Annotated in this window: 22 protein-coding genes and 1 pseudogene; 13 read left to right on the top strand and 10 right to left on the bottom strand. The window is 62.2% G+C overall.

What is annotated here, in order from left to right:
* Positions 1 to 76: 76 nt before the first annotated feature.
* Positions 77 to 943: pseudogene (locus QN413_RS18160) on the top strand (aldehyde dehydrogenase family protein).
* A 31-nt stretch (positions 944 to 974) separates the two neighbouring features.
* Positions 975 to 1787, top strand: a complete 813-nt coding sequence (locus tag QN413_RS18155) for an enoyl-CoA hydratase (protein WP_323497968.1) — start codon at positions 975 to 977, stop codon at positions 1785 to 1787.
* 315 nt (positions 1788 to 2102) lie between these two features.
* Here the strand turns inward: QN413_RS18155 and QN413_RS27370 are convergent, their stop codons facing one another.
* The 3 genes from QN413_RS27370 to QN413_RS18140 form a co-directional block, all read right to left on the bottom strand.
* On the bottom strand, positions 2103 to 2366 hold the full coding sequence (locus QN413_RS27370) for a hypothetical protein (protein WP_416352204.1): 264 nt from the start codon (positions 2364 to 2366) through the stop codon (positions 2103 to 2105).
* A gap of 349 nt (positions 2367 to 2715) precedes the next feature.
* A complete protein-coding gene (locus QN413_RS18145) occupies positions 2716 to 2883 on the bottom strand; it encodes a hypothetical protein (protein ID WP_323497966.1) in 168 nt (55 codons plus the stop codon).
* Between the two features lie 133 nt (positions 2884 to 3016).
* On the bottom strand, positions 3017 to 3337 hold the full coding sequence (locus QN413_RS18140; RefSeq protein WP_323497965.1) for a hypothetical protein: 321 nt from the start codon (positions 3335 to 3337) through the stop codon (positions 3017 to 3019).
* Positions 3338 to 3633: 296 nt separating this feature from the next.
* Between QN413_RS18140 and QN413_RS18135 the strand changes: the two genes are divergently transcribed.
* Positions 3634 to 4497: a DUF6502 family protein gene (locus tag QN413_RS18135; RefSeq protein WP_323497964.1), complete on the top strand. Its 864-nt coding sequence runs from the start codon at positions 3634 to 3636 to the stop codon at positions 4495 to 4497.
* Positions 4498 to 4553: 56 nt separating this feature from the next.
* On the opposite strand, the gene QN413_RS18130 is transcribed toward QN413_RS18135, so the two are convergent.
* A complete protein-coding gene (locus QN413_RS18130; RefSeq protein WP_323497963.1) occupies positions 4554 to 5621 on the bottom strand; it encodes a DUF5666 domain-containing protein in 1068 nt (355 codons plus the stop codon).
* Between the two features lie 253 nt (positions 5622 to 5874).
* A complete protein-coding gene (locus tag QN413_RS18125; protein WP_323497962.1) occupies positions 5875 to 6741 on the bottom strand; it encodes a DUF6502 family protein in 867 nt (288 codons plus the stop codon).
* A gap of 487 nt (positions 6742 to 7228) precedes the next feature.
* Here QN413_RS18125 and QN413_RS18120 point away from each other — a divergent pair, with 487 nt between their 5' ends.
* The 3 genes from QN413_RS18120 to QN413_RS18110 all read left to right on the top strand — a co-directional run bounded on the left by QN413_RS18120 (position 7229) and on the right by QN413_RS18110 (position 8957).
* Positions 7229 to 7471 (top strand): hypothetical protein, encoded by a 243-nt coding sequence (locus tag QN413_RS18120; protein ID WP_323497961.1) that lies wholly within the window; start codon positions 7229 to 7231, stop codon positions 7469 to 7471.
* A 249-nt stretch (positions 7472 to 7720) separates the two neighbouring features.
* Positions 7721 to 8209 carry a hypothetical protein gene (locus QN413_RS18115; protein WP_323497960.1) on the top strand — a complete coding sequence of 163 codons (489 nt, stop codon included), beginning with the start codon at positions 7721 to 7723 and terminating at the stop codon, positions 8207 to 8209.
* 73 nt (positions 8210 to 8282) lie between these two features.
* Positions 8283 to 8957, top strand: coding sequence for a response regulator transcription factor (locus tag QN413_RS18110; RefSeq protein ID WP_323497959.1), 675 nt, complete (start codon positions 8283 to 8285; stop codon positions 8955 to 8957).
* A 67-nt stretch (positions 8958 to 9024) separates the two neighbouring features.
* Here the strand turns inward: QN413_RS18110 and QN413_RS18105 are convergent, their stop codons facing one another.
* A complete protein-coding gene (locus QN413_RS18105; protein WP_323497958.1) occupies positions 9025 to 9282 on the bottom strand; it encodes a hypothetical protein in 258 nt (85 codons plus the stop codon).
* 144 nt (positions 9283 to 9426) lie between these two features.
* Here QN413_RS18105 and QN413_RS27365 point away from each other — a divergent pair, with 144 nt between their 5' ends.
* The 3 genes from QN413_RS27365 (at position 9427) to QN413_RS18095 (ending at position 10302) form a co-directional block, all read left to right on the top strand.
* Complete coding sequence (locus tag QN413_RS27365) at positions 9427 to 9723, top strand: hypothetical protein (protein WP_416352201.1); 297 nt, start codon at positions 9427 to 9429, stop codon at positions 9721 to 9723.
* Between the two features lie 27 nt (positions 9724 to 9750).
* Positions 9751 to 9855: a DUF4174 domain-containing protein gene (locus tag QN413_RS27360; RefSeq protein WP_416352200.1), complete on the top strand. Its 105-nt coding sequence runs from the start codon at positions 9751 to 9753 to the stop codon at positions 9853 to 9855.
* 243 nt (positions 9856 to 10098) lie between these two features.
* The gene (locus tag QN413_RS18095) at positions 10099 to 10302 is read left to right on the top strand and encodes a hypothetical protein (protein ID WP_323497957.1); all 204 of its coding nucleotides are present in this window, start codon (positions 10099 to 10101) and stop codon (positions 10300 to 10302) included.
* Between the two features lie 34 nt (positions 10303 to 10336).
* Here QN413_RS18095 and QN413_RS18090 read toward each other — a convergent pair whose 3' ends face one another.
* Genes QN413_RS18090 through speB form a run of 3 tightly spaced genes read right to left on the bottom strand, consistent with a single transcriptional unit; the run spans position 10337 to position 12068 of the window.
* A complete protein-coding gene (locus tag QN413_RS18090) occupies positions 10337 to 10711 on the bottom strand; it encodes a glutaredoxin (protein ID WP_323497956.1) in 375 nt (124 codons plus the stop codon).
* A gap of 34 nt (positions 10712 to 10745) precedes the next feature.
* A complete protein-coding gene (locus QN413_RS18085) occupies positions 10746 to 11006 on the bottom strand; it encodes a hypothetical protein (RefSeq protein WP_323497955.1) in 261 nt (86 codons plus the stop codon).
* A gap of 51 nt (positions 11007 to 11057) precedes the next feature.
* A complete protein-coding gene (gene speB / locus QN413_RS18080; RefSeq protein ID WP_323497954.1) occupies positions 11058 to 12068 on the bottom strand; it encodes an agmatinase in 1011 nt (336 codons plus the stop codon).
* 629 nt (positions 12069 to 12697) lie between these two features.
* On the opposite strand from speB, the gene QN413_RS18075 reads away from it, so the two are divergent.
* The 4 genes from QN413_RS18075 (at position 12698) to QN413_RS18060 (ending at position 14633) form a co-directional block, all read left to right on the top strand.
* On the top strand, positions 12698 to 12853 hold the full coding sequence (locus QN413_RS18075) for a hypothetical protein (protein WP_323497953.1): 156 nt from the start codon (positions 12698 to 12700) through the stop codon (positions 12851 to 12853).
* A gap of 107 nt (positions 12854 to 12960) precedes the next feature.
* Positions 12961 to 13221, top strand: coding sequence for a hypothetical protein (locus QN413_RS18070; protein ID WP_323497952.1), 261 nt, complete (start codon positions 12961 to 12963; stop codon positions 13219 to 13221).
* A gap of 66 nt (positions 13222 to 13287) precedes the next feature.
* A complete protein-coding gene (locus QN413_RS18065) occupies positions 13288 to 14238 on the top strand; it encodes a hypothetical protein (protein WP_323497950.1) in 951 nt (316 codons plus the stop codon).
* A 77-nt stretch (positions 14239 to 14315) separates the two neighbouring features.
* A complete protein-coding gene (locus QN413_RS18060; RefSeq protein ID WP_323497949.1) occupies positions 14316 to 14633 on the top strand; it encodes a hypothetical protein in 318 nt (105 codons plus the stop codon).
* On the opposite strand, the gene QN413_RS18055 is transcribed toward QN413_RS18060, so the two are convergent.
* A complete protein-coding gene (locus QN413_RS18055; protein WP_323497948.1) occupies positions 14627 to 15589 on the bottom strand; it encodes a glyoxylate/hydroxypyruvate reductase A in 963 nt (320 codons plus the stop codon). The two genes, QN413_RS18060 and QN413_RS18055, sit on opposite strands and share 7 nt — an antisense overlap.
* Between the last annotated feature and the right edge of the window lie 3 nt (positions 15590 to 15592).

The following is a 15592-nucleotide window of genomic DNA, read 5'->3' as shown; positions in this document are numbered from 1 at the left end:
GGTAGGCTGAACACCCGGGTCACTTTGAGATCGGCACAACCCTCATAAGTGGGTCAATTCTCGGTCGGCGCCAACACTGCCGGGTGTCTTCAATCTCGTCCACGGCACCGGCGCCGACGTCGGTGAGCAACTTGTGCGGCATGCCGAGGTCGATATGGTGTCGTTCACCGGCTCGACCCGCGCCGGCCGCCACATCGCAGCGCTGGCCGGCGCCGACATCAAGCGCGTGGCGCTGGAACTCGGTGGCAAGTCCGCCGCCCTTGTGTTGCACGGTGCGGACCTGTCGACCGCCGTCAAGGTGACGTTGGGCGGCTGCATGCTGAACTCAGGGCAGACTTGCTCGGCGACGACACGACTGCTGGTGCCGCATACAGATCTTGCGGCGGCCGAGACCATTGCTGCGGGTCTGTTGGACAGCTATCGCATGGGCGATCCCGCCGATGCCACAACGCGCCTCGGTCCGCTCCTTTCCCACGCGCAACAGCTGAAGGTGAAGGCGATGATCGACGTTGCCGTTGCAGCCGGTGCGCGTCGTGTCGGCGAGGCCGTTGGGTTGCCAGCCAGCGGCTTCTTCGTGCCAGCCACGGTGCTCGCCGATGTCACTTAGTCGATGGCGATCGCAAAAGAAGAAGTCTTCGGCCCGGTGCTTGTGCTCATGGGCTACGACACGGTCGATGAAGGCGTTGCGCTCGCCAATGGCACCGACTACGGCCTGGCCGCGACGGTGTGGGGCACACCGTCGCCAGAGACCTTGCGCATTGCACGCCGGCTGCGTGCGGGTCAGGTCGACATCAATGTTGCGCCGTTCAATCCCGCCGCGCCCTTCGGCGGTTTCAAGAAATCGGGTATTGGCCGCGAGAACGGACGCTTGGGCATCGAAGAATTCGTCGAAACGATGTCGATCCAGTTACCCGCCGCGTTTCCTGAATCACAAGCGGCCTAGTTTCCCTGGTCCCATTTATTTCACAGATCCCATGCTTTACGAACAGATTCTTTACGTCGTCGACGGTCCCGTAGCGACCATCACTTTCAATCGCGCCGAGCGCATGAATGCGCTGACCAAGGTGCTCGAGGCCGAGTTGCGCACCGCCATCGAGGAGGCCGGCCGCGACAAGGCGGTGCGCGCCATCGTGCTGACAGGTGCGGGAAGGGCGTTCTGTGCTGGCATGGACATGGAAGAGCTCGAGGTGCTGCCGCCCGAGGACATCCAGGCCGAGCAGTGGATGCGTCCATTCGACATGAACCGCCGCGCCGACTACCAGACGCGCTACACCTATTTCCCGGCGGCACCCAAGCCGATCATCGCCGCCATCAACGGTGCGGCTGCGGGCCTGGGACTGGTGATGGCTCTGTACAGCGACTTCCGGATCGCATCCGACAAGGCGGTGTTCGCGACGGCCTTCGCCAAGCGTGGACTCATTGCGGAGCACGGCATCGCATGGATGCTTCCGCGCATCGTGGGCCATGCAAATGCTACCGACCTGCTGCTGACATCGCGCAAGGTCGACGCGAAAGAAGCACTGGCCATGGGACTGGTCAATCGCGTCGTACACGCGGAGGAGTTGCTGACCGCGGCGCATGCGCTGGCGGTCACGTTGTCGACCGAAGTGTCCGCGCGGTCGGTGCGCGTGATGAAGCGGCAGCTGTGGGAAGCGCCTTACCAGTCGCTCGGCGAAGCGGTGTCGCTGGCCAACGCGGAGATGGTGGAGAGCATTCGTAGCGAGGACTTCACCGAAGGCGTGGCGCATTTTGTGGAGCGTCGGCCGGCGCAGTTCTCTGGGCTTTAGGGGCATAGGGCGACGCGATCAAACAGAATCAACAGGTGACATGCCTGTCGGCCTGCGTCGGCGTTCTTGCACGCTGAGATGCAGAATGACGTCGTGACTCAACCCCTAAAAGTTGCTACGAAGTAACTCTAGGGAATTTTTAAATAGTCAACAAAATCAAAGACTTAGGTGGCGCCTGCTGGGAGTCTCACACTCTCCGCCAGTTAGCCCATAAACACGGGTTTCCAAAGGAAGCCAGATTCCTACGGCCCGCGTCTTAGGTTGCGCTATTGCTGTTTGGCGCCAAACAGTCCACCCGTCACTGGTGGTGTCCCTTCAGCAACGTCCCTTCTTGGCCTGGCCCGGCGGACAGTGGTAGCCGCCACCGTGTTGCTCGTCGTCCAACGACCGACGTTCGTCACCCTCATCACGCCCGCGGCGGCCTTCAGGCCGACGGCGCCACTGGTCTTCTGACCAGCGCCAGCCTCCGTCGCTTGCCACCCAGCGACCCGGTGCATACACGTAGTCAGGTCGTGCACTTTGCCACTGGCCCGCGCGCCAAGCATATTCACCCTCGTTCCAGGTCCATCTGCCAGGCATCCAAATCCGGCCCGGTGTCGCGCGTGGAACCGGCTCATACCGGGGCGGCGGCGGAGCGATCTGCACGATGCCCGGAACATTGATCTGGACCGAGACCTGTGACAGTGCTGCTGAAGACACAGTGCTGAATGCCAGACAGAACAAGACGGCTTTGAGGCGCATGGTGATTCCTTTGAAGGGACGAAAAGTCGATGACAGTGGTGATGAAACAGTCATCCGTAAAGAAGCTCGCCGAAATCTTGGGAGTTCTCGACCTGCTCGCAGACTGCTTCGATCGTCATCATGATCGGCCTTCTGAGCAGCAAGGCTTGCAAAGCAGCTCGTGGCAGGCTGTCGTGTCGTATTGCGTTCATCGGCGCAGCAGCCAAACGACACCCAGCAACGTCGCGATCAACAGCAATGCAGCGACGTTGCGTCGCCATGCGCGTGAGTGGAGCTGCTCGGTCTCACGCCGCGTGGCTTCGAGTTCCTCAAGCTGCGAGGGTCGCTTCCAGAAGTCGTCGTTATCCACTTTCATCAACGTCTCCCTTGCTTCTTCTTGTTTTCGCCGAGCATGTGTGTAAAGCGGGTTTTAACTCTTGATTCTTCATTCGTGACTGCGTCTTGATTAGCTCGTTCGTCGCGTGAGGGCGCCGCGCCGTTACTTAAAGCTAGACAGGCAGTCGGTACAAAAGAAAAGCCAGCACCGCGATGCACAACGAAGCCACCGCGACGCCGCCGATCCAATACAACCAGCGAGCGCGTGGTGGTCCGGTATTGGCTGCGGTTATGGGGCGCGCGCTGACTTGCTGCCAGGCGCTGAAATTTTGGATTCGCTGCCCCTTGCTGGTGTCGCTGACCGTTACCTCGGCGAACTCATTGCCGCATCCTCGGCAATGCAATGAGTCGATTGCGTTTTGCTTGCCGCAAAACCGGCACTCAACCAGCGGCTTGAGAGCCGTCAAAGGCTCTGGAATTGCAACGGTATTCATTCGTCGACCTCGCGTGCTTTGATCATCTCTGTGGAGCACACGACTTTCTGTCCAGCGAATAAGGCCATCACTTGCATCCCTCAAAACGTTCATGTGAAAAATTCACATGTCTGGCCAAGCCTAAATTCCTTGTGCTCAGGGCGAATGTGGGACGGCACCGCATTCTTCTGTCCAGAGACTGTCTGAGCCGATTTGTCCCGCTGCGTTGGGCCGAACTTCTGCTACTGGCTGCCGTTATTGCTGAACCGGACCTTAACGATTGCGTAGAAATCGCATAGAGTCCTCGCGTATGAGAATTGTTCGCTTTCGCGTCCTGCGATCGCTCGTTGAGGAAACCGTTGATTGATGAACGCTTAGGCTGGGCGCTTTCGGTCTGCGCGCGCGTCATGCGTCCCTTGATCCGCCTTGCCCTGAATATGGGGGTCAAGCATCGTGACCTCGAAGAGTTGGTGCGCGATCTGCTGCTAGAGGAGGCACGGACATCCTGGCGTGAAAAAGGAGTCGAACCCAACATCAGCCAGTTGTCGATCACCACCGGGCTTAATCGCAAGGCGGTCACGCACAAGGTCAGGGCACCAGCGGACGCACTGCCGCACACCGACATGTCAGCCGCCTCCAAGACCCTTACGGCGTGGCTTGAGATCGTAAGCACGTTGCCCGATCTCAAAACACTCCCGGTCACTGCCGCGGAGCCGCTGCTCAGCTTCGAGATGTTGGCCCGACGCTCGAGCCGCGGGAACCACCATCATCGCGCCGTGCTTGACGAGTTGACGCGACTGCATATGGTCGAGGAAAAGGATGGCTGCGCCACGCTAGCAGTCGCTGGCTTCGTGCCCGCCGACGATGTGCGATCCATGCTGGCGTTCCTCGGCGACAACGCACGGGATCATCTGCTCGCCGGCGTCTCGAACACATTTGGTCGGGCGCCCCAGATGCTGGAGCGGTCGGTTTTCGCTGGCGGCCTCACGCTCGACGATTGCGGTGCGATCCAGCAACTGGCGCGACTGCGATGGGACGCTTTGCATCACGAACTTGCCGGGCTGATGACACAGGCCGTCGATGCGGCCGAAGGCCAAGGCGGTGCTCGGATTCGCGTGGGCGTCTATGCCTATCACGAAGAGCGCGCTGCAACAGCGGCGAAGCCTGCCGCGACCGACTGAGATCGCAGGCGCCTGCGCCATGACCGGCGCCTGGCCGCTGGTTCATCCCGAATTGCTCAGTTGAAAGTCACCGTGTTCGCAAGAAGAACGCCGTTCAGAACCTGTGATCCGGTCACCGTCACCTTGACGCCGTTGCCGAGGTTTCCGGCGATCCCGTTTTGGAAAAGCACGTTCTGATTGCTTGCATCGATGGGCTGTCCGCGGACCTTGAAGTCCGCCGTGCTGGTGAACGCGCCTACCGTGCCAATGAGTGCGAATGAAGACGGGCCGCCCGTGCCGGGGATGTGCCGGATCTTCACCTTCGTTGCCCGCAGCATACCGGCGGAGAAGACGCCTGCGACTTCCAGCTTCACGCCGTTGCCAATGCTCGAACTCGGCCCGCCGGTGATCTGCGCTGCGCCCGCATCGACGGGCACGCCGAGTACCTTCAAGGACGCCAGGCCGGCGTATTCGGTCACCACGCCGTCAAGGGTCGCCGTCTGTCCCGTTGCCTGCGCAAGCGAGTACCACGATTGAATGGCGGTTGCATTCAGCGCACCTGCGCTGGCAAATCCGACCCCGCGAACCCGGACGATCGTTCCATTCGCCAGCGTCGCGGAATCGAGACCACCGGCAAACAAGGCATTGGCGTAGTTCACGTTCAACGTGCCGATCGAGAAGACGCCGGCAACCTTGTCCAGATTTTGCACGGTGCCCGTCAGGATGGGCGCGACTCCGGAAGCGACTCGAGCGATACGCGTGGCGCGCAGCATGCCGGGCGCTGCGGGCAAGCCCCAGACCTGCAAGGTCGATCCGTCCGCAATGCCGGACAGCCCGCTCGCGTCGGCCCAGACGGTCTCCCCGTCCGTGGAAACCGTGGTGCCAAGCAGGCTGAAGGTGCCGCTTGCCAGGTCGATGTTAGACACCGTTCCGCGCAAGTCGGCAGCCGACTCGACCGTCCTTGCCGTGCCCGCGGTGAAGTTGCTGTTGACCGGACCTGTGACCTTGACGCTCATGCCGAGCAGCAGCTCTGGCGCGTCCTGCAAGTTGAACACGGCGCTGTCGGTGTTGTAGCGCACGCCATTGAGGATCACGCTGCCCAAGCCGTCGGTCGAACCGATTCCCGCGGCCGACGCAGAGCTCACGCCTGTTCCTCCTGACCCGACCCCGGAGCCATCATCGCCACCGGCTGCGGCAGCAACTCCTCCGGCGGCGCCGGAAGACGAGGCGCCTCCGGTGTTTGCCGCGCCATCGCCTTGCGCAGCGCCTGAAGCGCCTACGTTCACGGCTGTGCCAGTGCCCGCAATGCCAATGCCGCCTGAGCCCCCGCTGCCACCTCCGCCACACGAGCCGATGAGAAGGGTCAGCGCGAAAAGCACAACGGGCTGCCAAATCTTTTTATTCATCGCGGGGTGCTCCAAGCTGTCGGCTCGTGGGCCGGATTGCATTCGCTACTGGATCTTCTCCGCTATTTTCGGTGAACGCATAGATGCCGACACGAATGCGGGCGCTCTTGTCGTCGCTGTCTGCGTCGACCGCGCGCGTCATTGTGGCTGCAAGCTCACGGTGAAGCACAGACCATCGCGTGCGCACCAACTGTTGGATCGCCTCGCAGGCCTCAGGCGTCAGTCCGCGCGCATAGATTGCGCGCTCAAGCATGGGCGGGTTGTCGTGCAGCACATTCGAGACGGCCGCTGCCAGATGATCGTGGGCGTTGTCTCCGAGCACGACAAGCATGCTGCGCAGATCGGCCAGCGGCACAAAACTCGAAGTCTTCAAGCTCGCCCGGCCGCCTTGTACCGCTACCAAATCCAGCCGGATAAGTTCTTCGAGAATGGCGCGGTGGTGCAGGTTGCCCCGACTGGCGCGACGGGCAATGACTTCAAACGTCAATGAACCATCATCCGCGGAGACTGGAAGCGACTGGAGCGCGGGGTCATCTTCGCGCAGTTGGGCCCAGAGCGTGAGTGTCTTGGCCGCCGCCGACAGTTCGGTATGCGGAGCATCCTTGGCAGGCGTTCGTACTCTGAGCGTGATGGCTTTGCGGTTGAGTCCGGTGGTTACAGACAGCTGGCTAATGTTGGGTTCCACAGCTTGTTCGCGCCACAGATGCGTCCCCTCGTCCAGCAGAAGCTCTGTGAGCAGGCGTTGCAAGTGCGAGTGTTTCAGGCCAAGCGAAAGTGCAAGCCGGATGACTGGACGCAAAACACGCCTGCAAGCGTCCAGCGCGACCACGCCTGCTTCCTGGGTGTTGGCGGCGGTCAACGTGCCTTCATGCACATCACGCACATGTCAGTGACGAACCGCCGTGCGCGACAGCCTGTACAGAGATGCGAACGCGTTGCGCCAACACTTCCACCGACCTGACGGCTCATCCGGCGGAGGTGATGCCAACTTCGGTGCGCGCGCGACCTGACTTTGAAGCAGCGTACGCGCGATTCGGTCAAGGTTCTCGACGCAATGGCGGTCGCCCCGCGCCAGCGCTTGCAGCGATTGCGCATATTCATCGGTGAGTTGTTGCCAGTGTGAAAAGGCAACGCCCATCGACAGACTGTCATCCCTCATGGCGTCTCCGGAGTTAGCAGAAGCGTTATTCCCCAACAATTATGTGACATTGTCACATTGTTGTAAATCAGCCCGAAACAATTCCCAAAACCTACAAGCGACGGCGTAATGTCTCACAAATGGAGTACCAAAGTATCGCAATAGTATGTGACTTCCTCACATTTCACACCTTACTTCGGAGGCCACGATGAAGCATGCGCTGTTTGAACGACCCAATCTGAACGCATTACTGGACAGCGCGACGGATGCGACAGCGAGCGCCATCGCACGGCTGGTGTACGGAGCGCAACAACTACTGGCGCTGGCCGCGTTCGAGCCCGACCTTGCAACACGCGCAGCGGTAGCGCGGAGCAAGACAGTCATCGGGGAACTCGAAGCGGAGCGTCGAGTGGATGACAGTCGGCCGCTTTATCAGCGCGGCCGGTCATGAACGCCTGCGCAGTGAAGCGTGTCCCCGTGCGCTCGGGGTTCCAGGGCATCTTTTCGGCCTGAGCCAAGTGATTCCATGGAACATACGTGGCCCTTTCCGGCATTTGCAGACCCGCTGCGCGCTTACATCGCCCCGAACGATTTCGTTGGACTGCTGTGGCTGCGCGATCGGTCGCCAATCCAGGTGTGCGCATTCTGTCGAACAGCAGGTTCTCGCAAGGCGCGGTGCGATGTTTGTGGAACCGTGCACATGCCTCACGAAACGTCGTCGACTACTTCTCCCATCACAGGCGATGAAGGGCAGGGCGCCGTGCCGTTGGTGCCGATCGTCCGGGTGATGGCACGCTTGCTGATCGTGCCGTTGCTGCTGTTCATCGCGTTTTGCGTTTGGTACGCGCTGCACCACCGGTTGCAAAGCTACGACTCGCAGCAGGCTCAGTCGGCAGCGCCGGTGTCCATGGCCCAGGAGCCCGTCAATGTGAAAGCCCGAAGCCCTCAAGGCTATGTCGCTCCCGTTGTGGCGCCCGCGCCGGCCGCCTCTCGCAGATCGACTTCCTACAGGCCTTCCGGTGGCGAACGCTCAGCTGGTCTTTGCGCAGGTCGCAATGTGCTGATGCGCGCCGTTTGCATGAACAACATGTGTGCTTTACCGAGCCATGCCCGGCAGATGCAGTGCGCGACAGCGGTGGCGCAGCGTCGCCTCGACGAAGAGCGCCGCAATCCGGTTCTGGCGAACTGAAATGCGAACTGCATGCGTCGCGCAATGACGAGTCTGCTTAGCCCCAAGAGAATCTCGCACGGCGGGATGCGCGGTGAATGACAGTTTCGTGGCCGCAGCTGACCCAGTTGCCCGCGTCCCGATCAGGATCGGCATCGCGGATGACCACCCAGTTGTGCGAACTGCACTTCGGCACTGGTTGCTGGAACACTCGGATCTCTGCATTGCAGGTGAAGCCGCCGATGGTTTCGAAGCGCTTGAACTCGCCACGCGCAACACACTGGACGTGCTGGTGCTGGATCTCACGATGCCCGGAAGGGACGGCTTCGACATCATCGGATCGCTTCGGTCCAGGGCGCCGGGAATGGCCATCCTGGTGTTCAGTGGCCATCCGGAAGCGCAGTACGCCCGCAAGCTGCTCGAGGAAGGGGCCCATGGATACCTTCACAAATCCTGCGATCCGGATCAGCTCATCGTTGCGATCCGCCGCCTCGCCAGCGGTCGCAGATACCTGAGTGCAACGCTGGCACAGCATTTTGCGCGCGAACTGTGCGAGGGGGCCCTGCCACTCCATCAACGCCTGTCCAAACGGGAGTTCCAGATTCTTCTGCTTCTGGCGGCGGGAGACAAGCCGGCCGTGATCGCAAAGAAGCTTCATCTTTCGGCCAGAACCGTCACGCTCTACCGGTCGCGATTGGTGAGAAAGCTAGAGCTGTCGACCAACAGCGACCTGACTTACTTCGCTTTAAAACACGGCTTGCTCGATTAAGGACCGCCATTGAGCCATGTGCGGAGCGTGGGATAAGGGTCCGGGATGGTTGCCGATCACCGTGGCGCTAGTCCACTTTGCCCGGTGCCTTCGCTGCCGCCGTTTGGTTGATGGCGACCCGCTTCCAAGTCGCATCCACGTCCCGCACCCAGGCTTCGATGCGTTGCTGGCGAACGCGCTGATCACCCGCAGGTTTGTGCGTGAGCCTTGCCACGTCACCGATGTCGAAGTGGGGCGGCACCTGGCTGTACGGAAAGGGTGGCTCTTTCAGGGAAGCATCCCGGATGGACTGGATTTTTGTGCGGAGGCTGACGGGTTCGTTCATGTGGGCGAGTATGACGGTGCCTGCCGTCGTGTTGTTTCTCGTTCGCGCGCACTTGCGCGATAGTCCGACTCAGGCCTTGAGGCTTGCGCGCTATACCTCACCATCATGAAACCGACATGTTTATCGCCGCTTCCAGAAGGTGCCATGTGGCGAGCCATTGCGTTTGCAATGGTCTTGCCCATTGTTCCGTCGCACGCCGCATCACCCACCGATAACCCGCTGGCCGCCGAACGATGGCAGTCGCGGCCGATCGTGGTTGTCGTTCCGGCCTCCGATCGTGCTCTGCTGCGGCGCGTCGAATCAGCGCTGGAACGCCCCACGACGCGCGCAGCGTTCGTCGAGCGCGAGATGGTTCTCTACACCGTCGAAGCGGGTCAGGGTCGACGAAACGGCTTGGTGATGACGCGCGAGCAGACCCGTTCCCTGCTACGCGCGCTTTAGCTCAATCCGGACGGCCCACCGACCTTCGTGCTGGTCGGCAAGGACGGCGGCGTGAAGCTGGTCAAGGGCAACGACGTCGATCTGGATCAAGTATTTGCAACGATCGATCGCATGCCGATGCGGCAGCGCTGATCGTCCTCCGACCCATGCAGTTACGACCCGCCTACCCAGCCGGTGTGAGGCGGTGATCGGCAATCCGGCGCGGATCAGGTAGACACACACTCAGTGCATGCGCCGAGGCGTTCAAGAAGCAGCAATCGCCTGAACGATCAACGCGCGGTGTTGCTTGATATTCAGAGGCCCGCGGCTATTTGTTCCAGCTTGGAACGTCGGTTGTGGCCTGCGTGCCATGGCCCAGTGCGCCAGAATGACGCGATGAACCGGCTCGCACTCTTTCTTTTCGTCCTGCTGATCGCGGGCTGCGGTACACCGCCCAACCAGGTCATCTCGCTCCGTGACGGCACGTTCCGGGCACCGTTTTACGACCAAGCCATCAGTTATTGCCAGAAGGACGGCTTAACCGCTTCCATTCTGGGCAGAGCACAAGCGGAAAACGGGATTGTGTTCGCCTGCAAATAGTTGAGCGGCCCGGGCTCGAGGGGCAGCCTGAGGTTCAGACCCGGCGGTCCAGCATGCCCTTCAACGCACCGCTGTCGATCAAGGCCTTCAACTCATCGGCGCCGCCGACGAGCACGCCCTTGACGAACACCATCGGAAAGGTCGGCCAGCCGGTCCACATTTTGAGCGCGTTGCGGTCGCGCCATCCGCTCAGGTAGCTGCCGTATTCGAGGTACTTGAATGCCTGCCTGGCCTCGTCCAGCAGCTTGCGTGCCTTCTTCGGATAGGGGTTGATCGCCATGCCGACCACCACGATGTCATTGGCTGCGATGGCGCCCATCACTTCGCGCACGATCCCTTGCCGGCTCTCCGAAATCGCGGTGCGCACAGCGGGATGGATATGGGCTTCATCTAAGACGGGACGCGGCATGAAAGCTTTCTGAGGTTTGCTGAATCGAATGGTTTCAGCGATCGCCCCATGCTAGCCCTCGTAGCCCGGCATCAGGGCGCAGGCGTGCCGTTGATCGCGATTTGCTTGATGGCGAGGGCCCTTCGACCGTGATCGGTGCCTTGCCCGCCGCAACGCAATTGATGTCGCTCCAGGTGTTGATCTCCGCCGGAAATGCGGTGCTGCGGCTGGTGCCGATGGTCTTGCCGCAGAGGTCGATCGGCGCGCTCACGTCGGCAGTCGAAGCCAGTGTGTAGAACTGGACGCCCGAATTCAAGTAGTCGATGAAGTCGAGCGCTGACCTGATGACCTGAAGTTGTGGGCGGTATCAATCCCGATACTGCACGCCCGGCAACACGCACAGCATTTCGAACGCCAGGTTGGCGCCGACCAAAGCGGTCGTGCCGTGCGGATCGTAAGGCGGGGAAATTTCGACCAGATCGGCACCGACGATGTTCAACCCGCGCAGGCCGCGGATGATTTCCATGCCCTGGTGCACGCTCAGGCCACCGATTTCCGGCGTGCCGGTGCCGGGTGCGAAGGCGGGGTCGAGCCCGTCGATGTCGAAACTCAGGTAAACCGGACCCTGACCTGCCAAGCCCGCGACGCGTTCCTTCACTTCCTTCATCAACGGCGTCAGGCTCTTGTGCCAGCACTCTTCGGCCTGCACCACGCGAAAGCCCTGTTTGCGGCACCAGTCGAAATCGTCGGCGTGGTAGCCGGTGCCGCGCAGGCCGATCTGCACCACGCGGTCGCAGTCGAGCAGGCCTTCTTCGACCGCACGACGAAAGGGTGTGCCATGCGCGATCTTTTCTCCACCCATCGTGTCGTTGACGTCGGCATGCGCATCGACATGCACCACGCCGATCGGGCCGTACTTCTTGTGCATCGCGCGCAGGATCGGCCAGGCGATGGTGTGGTCGCCGCCGATGGTGATGGGCCGGCAGCCGTTGGCGATGATGCGGTCGTAGGCAGCTTCGATACGGTCGATCGAATCGAAGATGTTGTACGCGTTGGTCGCCACGTCGCCTATGTCCGCCACCTGCAGCGAGTCGAAGGGCGCGGCGCGCGTTGCCATGTTGTAAGGCCGCAGCAGCACGGACTCGCTGCGCACCTGGCGCGGCCCGAAACGGGCGCCTGACCTGTTGGAGGTGCCGAGATCGAACGGCACACCCACGAAGCAGGCGTCCAGCCCATCGCTGGTTTCCTGAATCGGCAATCGCATCATCGACGCGATGCCGGCGAAGCGTGGCACGACGTCGCCGCCGAGCGGCTGGTTGAAGCGGGCGGCCGTGGCCGTGGTGGCAGTGGGCGCGACAGTGGAGGTGGGCGATGGCATGGCGGGCTCGGCAGCGGGTTGGGAATCTCTCGGCATGTTAGTGAGATGCCCGCGGCGCGAACAGCAAAAAACTCAGCATCGAGGCGGAGATTTATTGACCATGATGCATCGGCCAGTCACGCGCTGGCGGCGGTCAGCTGGCGTTCTCCAGTGCGACTGCAGCACCGCGTGCCCCGATGTCGAGGAAAAGCGATCTCCTTACATGCCCGCTGGCGTGTCGGGCTTACCGTGTGCGTTGTGTCTTCGTCTTCTTATTCTTCTTCTATACCCAGGCAGCATTGGCGCTGCATCTTTGCACCAGGCTCACTACTCGGCGGTCTGCTCCTTATCGCGATGGTGCAGCCGGCCACCGCGCAACTCGCGCCAGCGGCAGGGCCCGCCTTGTCCTGCGAGCAGGCCAATAGCAACTACCAGGCAGTCAACGGCGCGCCGGTTCGCGAACCGCGCAGCGTCGAACTGGCCTGGCGCGACGTACAGCGCGTGTGCGGCGCCGCGTCGAGCGCGGAACCGCCGCCGCAGCAGTACGTCGGACCCGCTTCGACCGACCCACGGCCTGTAGCGCCAATGGCGCCGAAGGCCCCCGTCACGCCGACTGGGTCGGACCTGTCGCAACAAAGGAGCCCCCTCAAATGAACATGCCCAAAGTGCCTTCCGAAGACGATCCGGCGCAGCTCCCCGTGCAGCCGGAGTTCCCGACGGACGAGGATCCGACGAATCCTCACTCGGACGAGGGTGAGCCCGGCGCTGACGAAAACGCGGCCGGCTTCGTCAAGAAAAAGCTCTAAAGCTCTGAATCCATGAGGCGACGCCGAGCGCACCACAAACTGCGCTCTTGAACTCATGCGCCCGAGGCTCTACATTCCGGGCATGTACGAACCGGGGAGCGCATTCGATGAGATTTCTCACTGACACCGACGACGAAGTTTTCGACCTGTTGATCGGCTATGCCGGCAGCAGCGAGATCGTGTCCGAGGTGATGGCCCGCCCGGGGCGCGACAGCGTGAGGCTGCCACAGGTCATCAAGGAAATCGACGAGCTGCTGGCAGCGCGCAAAAGCCAGGCAGCACTCCGCTCGCGAGTGCTCGACGTGCCGCTTGCAATGGCTGGCTCGGCCGCAACGGGGGCCGGCGCGATGGCAGTCGCACCGGTCTAGCCGTCCAGCCTTTCGACCGGCTCGCGCGCCCCGTTTCCTTTTAGCCTCCGCACCCGGCCTCTGCTCATGTCCCTTGCCTGGGCAACCGTCGTTGTCGTCGTGCTTCTGTTGCCGGGCTTCGCGTTCTTCTTCGGGTTCTATCTGCCCGACCAGGTCACGCGCGAGGCGACGCCCATCAGCCCGCTCGGGCAGCTCGCAATCGTCGTCGGCGTGGCTTTTCTCGTGCACGCTGGCTGGTATGTCGCCATCAATGGCTGGCTGTGCCGGTCTGAAATCCTCGGTGCCCGCTGTGTCGCGCTCGACGAGTTCATTCCGCTGCTGCGCATCGACAGCCTGCCGGCGCCGCCCCGGCTGAGCGACACGCCGCAGACGTTGTCGGCCATTCGCGGCACGCTCGCTTCCACCAGCAAGATGGTTGACGACAACGCTGTCCAGATCACGGCGTATTTCTTCGTCGTCACCGTGACCGGCGCGCTGCTCGGGCTGGCCGCCGGCATGGTCATGCAATTGCGGGCGATGCGGCGTTTCGCGCGCCATCGCTGGATGTATTCGCTCAACGAGGGGCGGCGTCATGCAGGCGGCTCGAAGAAGGCGAAGCGGGTCCGGGCCAACGTGTTGACCAAGTCCAGCGACACGAGCGGAGCCGTGCTCATCTACACCGGCGTGGTCGAGGATTTTTTCGTCAAGACCGACGGAACGATCAGCCAGCTGGTGCTCCGGTACCCGAAGAAGGGGCACATCAGGATCGGTGACGCGGGCTCGATGGAAGCGATCGCCGTGCAAGACATCCCGCCGGCCGAGTTGGATGCCGGCCTGAGCTTCCTGTTCTTGACCAGTTCCGACATCGCCAACGTCTTTTTCGTGGCAGAGCCGGTGCTGGAGCATACCGAGCAGGAGATGCAGGAACTGCGGCGACTGAAGGAAGCAAGAGACGCGCAGAACGCCGAAAACGCAGAGGCGAAGCGGCCCGGCGACGCCGTTGCCCATGCGGCTGCCGGCAAAACTGTGGTGCCCTGAAAACGCTTGCACGCAACTCCGTCCAGACGTGTCAAATTACGCAGACACGGCATGCAGCGCGGGGCAGAATTCTGTTCATGGTTCTTGCGCAATCACCCTTTTGGCAGCGTCGTAACTGGTGGCTGACCGTGGCTCTCGGCGTCAGTGTCACGGCACTGGCCGGCGTGCTGGTGGTTGCTGCACTGCTGACGCCGAACGAAGAAAGCTGGTTGCTGAGCGCTGCGATTCTTTGCGCCCTGCCGTGGTCGCTGGTGCTGTTGACACTGGACCAAGCCCCCGGCTTTGCCGAACGCGCCGGCTTCTTCGTGGTGGGCGGTGTCTGCCTGAACGTGGCGCTGCTCTGGTTCGTCTGGCGCTGTGTGGCCGCATACCGGCGCCGGACTGTTTTTCAGTAGCTCCGGACTGGCTCGTACAGCCCATCGGGCGTCTCGCCCCGCTCGAACTTCGCAATCTGCTTCGCAAAGAAAACAGCGCGTGCGCGCCGTGAAGCCATGGCGCCGACATGCGGCGTGACGAAGATTTTTTCGTGCGCCCAGGCCGGATGGTCTGATCGCAACGGCTCCTCTTCGAACACGTCGATGAAGGCGCCGCACAGGTGCGACGCATCGAGCGCCGCGGCCAGATCGTCGTAGCGCAGATGCGACCCGCGGCCGACATGCACCAAGCCCGCACCCTTGGGCAACAGGGCGAACGTTTTCGCGCTGAGGATGCCTTCGGTTTCAGGCGTCGCCGGCAGCAGGCAGACCAGCACATCGCAGCGCTCGAGAAAGGCTGGCAGCTCATCTTCACCCGCATGGCATTCGATGCCGTCGAGCACCTTGCGGCTGCGTGACCAGCCGATCACCTCGAAGCCCAACCCCCGCACCATTTGCGCCGAGTGCGCGCCCATCGCGCCGAGCCCGAGGATGCCGACGCAGGTGTCGGTCGCGGTGCGCTCGGTCGCAAACATGTCCCATCGATGCTCTGCCTGCTGCCGCACCATGCGCTTCAAGTCGCGCAGCAACGCCAGCACGGCCATGCAAACGTATTCGCTCATGCGCTGCGAGGCCTCGGGCGTGGCAGCGCGGAGCAGCGGCAAGTGGCGTGGCCAGGCAGGGTCGGCGGTGATGTGCTCGACGCCGGCGGCGCTACTGAGCGCCAGCCGCAGCTTGGGCATCGCAGCCAGGCGGCCCGGCTCCGGCTCCCAGACCAGCGCGTAGTCGACTTGCTCCGGCGACACCGATGCGTCGTCCCACCAGCGCACGTCGATGTGCGGCGCAACGGCTTGAAAGTGCCTGCGCCATTCGGCTACCGCTGCTTCGCCGCCGGACTTGACGACGAGGACGCGATTCGCTTCGTAACCTGCTGCCATGGG

It is taken from the genome of Variovorax sp. LG9.2, assembly GCF_035018885.1.
Taxonomy (GTDB): Bacteria; Pseudomonadota; Gammaproteobacteria; order Burkholderiales; family Burkholderiaceae_C; genus Variovorax.
Note: the sequence above shows the minus strand (reverse complement) of the source record. Positions and strands in the feature narration are given on the sequence as shown.